1 protein-coding gene is annotated in these 2,572 nt (G+C 44.3%); it reads left to right on the forward strand.

Features of this window, described 5'->3' with window-relative positions:
* Positions 1–457: 457 nt before the first annotated feature.
* Positions 458–2,158, forward strand: coding sequence for a group II intron reverse transcriptase/maturase (gene ltrA / locus CKO12_RS14105; protein ID WP_200155360.1), 1,701 nt, complete (start codon positions 458–460; stop codon positions 2,156–2,158).
* Positions 2,159–2,572: the final 414 nt, after the last annotated feature.

A 2,572-nucleotide genomic window follows, 5' to 3' on the forward strand; every position in this document is an offset into this window, starting at 1 on the left:
CGTGAGATAAAATCAACTCTACTAGCATTAAAGTGGATGGGAGCTAGGCTTGGAAGGTATGGTGAACATAAGTGAAGCAATGTTAAAGACCGTTATCCTCAAGGAGCCAAATAATGCTGATAGGCTCCAGCCAAAAGGCAAAGAGTGCATAGTTTAGATGCTTTATTATCATCTAACGGAAGATTTTAAGCACTCCGGTCAACAGTTGCCACCTAACCCTTTCGAGTTACTTGTACGGAACTTGGTAAGCCCGTATTTTCGCCTTTAGTACTTGGAAAGGCAGGTGAATCGTAAGATGATCTGTTGGAAGTGTGGGTATAGGAATGCAGAAAAAGCAAATGCTTTGCTGTAATGGCAGAGATAGAGGTTACATCCCTTGACTCGAAAGAGTGCCCACTTCTGCTTGGTCTTGAATCACGAGATAGTTTAAATTCTTTTCTAATAGGAGTAAGCAAATATGAGAGAGGTGATTGAAGTGAAAACAACGAGCACAGCTCCTGTGACTCCTAACGACGGCTGGCACGAGATTGACTGGAAAGTGGCAGAGCAAAAAGTGAGAAGACTGCAAGCGCGTATCGTGAAGGCAACGCAGGAAAATGACCATCGCAAGTTGAGAAAATTGCAATGGATATTAACCCACTCTTTTTACGCTAAAGCAATCAGTGTGAAGAGAGTAACCGAGAATAAAGGGGCAAGGACATCGGGAGTAGATGGAGCAACATGGAACACTCCCACACAAAAGTACAGAGCAATCTCGTCTCTCAAACGGCATGGTTACAAGCCAAAGCCTTTGAGAAGGGTGTATATCCCTAAAGCAAACGGGAAACAACGTCCGCTAGGAATTCCAACCATGAAGGATCGTGCCATGCAAGCTCTCTACTTGCTTGCATTGGAACCCATTGCAGAAACTAAAGCCGATCCAAACTCCTACGGGTTTCGGAAAGGTTGGAGTACGGCAGATGCAGCAGCACAACTGTTTACCTGCCAAGCAAGCAAGGATAGAGCACAATGGGTACTGGAAGCGGATATTACTGGATGTTTTGACAATATCAGTCACGAATGGTTAATAAATAACATTCCAATGGATAGAGTAGTCCTTGGGAAGTGGCTGAAGGCTGGATACATGGAGAAACTAAGTCTGTTTCCCACCGAGGCAGGGACACCACAAGGCGGTATCATATCGCCAACCCTAGTAAACATGGCATTAGATGGTCTTGAAGCAGCAGTACTCAAGGATAGAACGAAGGTAAGCAAGAAAGGGAAGAATGTAAACAAGATTAACTGTGTTAGATATGCCGATGATTTTGTAATTACCGCAGCAGACGAAGCTACAGCACTCAAAGTAAAGGAGACTGCAAGAGTCTTCTTAGAGGAGAGAGGTCTCACGCTGTCAGAAGAGAAAACTAAGGTGGTACACATCGAAGAAGGGTTTGATTTTCTAGGATGGAACTTTAGAAAGTATTCGGGCAAGTACTTGACGAAGCCTGCCAAGAAGAATGTGGCGGCACACTTGAAAAAGATTCGGGAAACGATTAAGAATCTCAATGGGCAAAGTCAAGAGGTTGTGATAGCAACACTAAACCCAATCATACGGGGGTGGGCAAACTATCATGCTGGAATGGTCTCTAAGGAAACCTTTGGTAAGGTAGACAAGGAAATCTGGACAGCACTCTGGAAATGGGCACGACGGATACATCCAAAGAAGGGTCGGAAGTGGGTTAAGGATCGTTATTGGCACACTAAAGGCGCTAGAAACTGGGTGTTTGGCTACTACAAGAAAGTCAAAGGCGAGAAGCAGTTGGTAGAGTTGATAAAACATGCAGCAACACCAATTGTGCGACACGTTAAGGTTAAATCGGAAGCAAATCCGTTTGATCCACAATGGGAGCAGTACTGGGAACAACGTGCAATTCGTGCCGTCAAAGATTCAGATCAACATCTGTATGGTCAAGCGAAGAGTCTATGGCTCCAACAAAAAGGTATATGCCCAGTGTGTATGCAAATGATCCAACCAGAAAGTGATGAGTTTAATATACATCATGTAATACCAAAGACTCTGGGTGGGAACAATACGCTGAAGAATACACGACTTTTACATGGAAATTGCCACCGTCAGCTTCATAGTAAGAATAAAATCGGTGCGTTACCGGCTCTTTAACTAGAGCTTATCAAGGCTTGAGCCGTGTGCGGTGAAAGTCGCAAGCACGGTTCTTAGGGTGGATGAAATGGTAACAAATTGTCCCTACCCGACGAATGCGGGTATGGGAGAGCAGAGAAAGCAAATGCTCGGCAGTAATAGCTGAGATAGAGGTTACATCCCTCGACCCGAAAGGGTGCCCACTTCTGCTTGGTCTTGAATCACGAGAAAACTTGAAGAATCTAGGAGTTACGCAGTTGACCAAAAATAGCTTTAGAATATAGTCGATCCACCACAAAATGATTGTCAAAATCGGCGCAGCACCTTCAATCCTACTGTTGTGCCGCAATCAATTTATTCTGGCTTGGCTATACAAAGATGAACGCTGCAAAATGTACCGAACAAGATTACATTCAGTTTTTAATCGCTACTCCG

Source organism: Chromatium okenii, assembly GCF_016583745.1.
Classification (GTDB): Bacteria; Pseudomonadota; Gammaproteobacteria; order Chromatiales; family Chromatiaceae; genus Chromatium; species Chromatium okenii.

Excerpts from the sequence above, each read along its gene's own strand:
- ltrA (WP_200155360.1), top strand. The coding sequence starts at position 458 with ATGAGAGAGGTGATTGAAGTGAAAACAACGAGCACAGCTCCTGTGACT.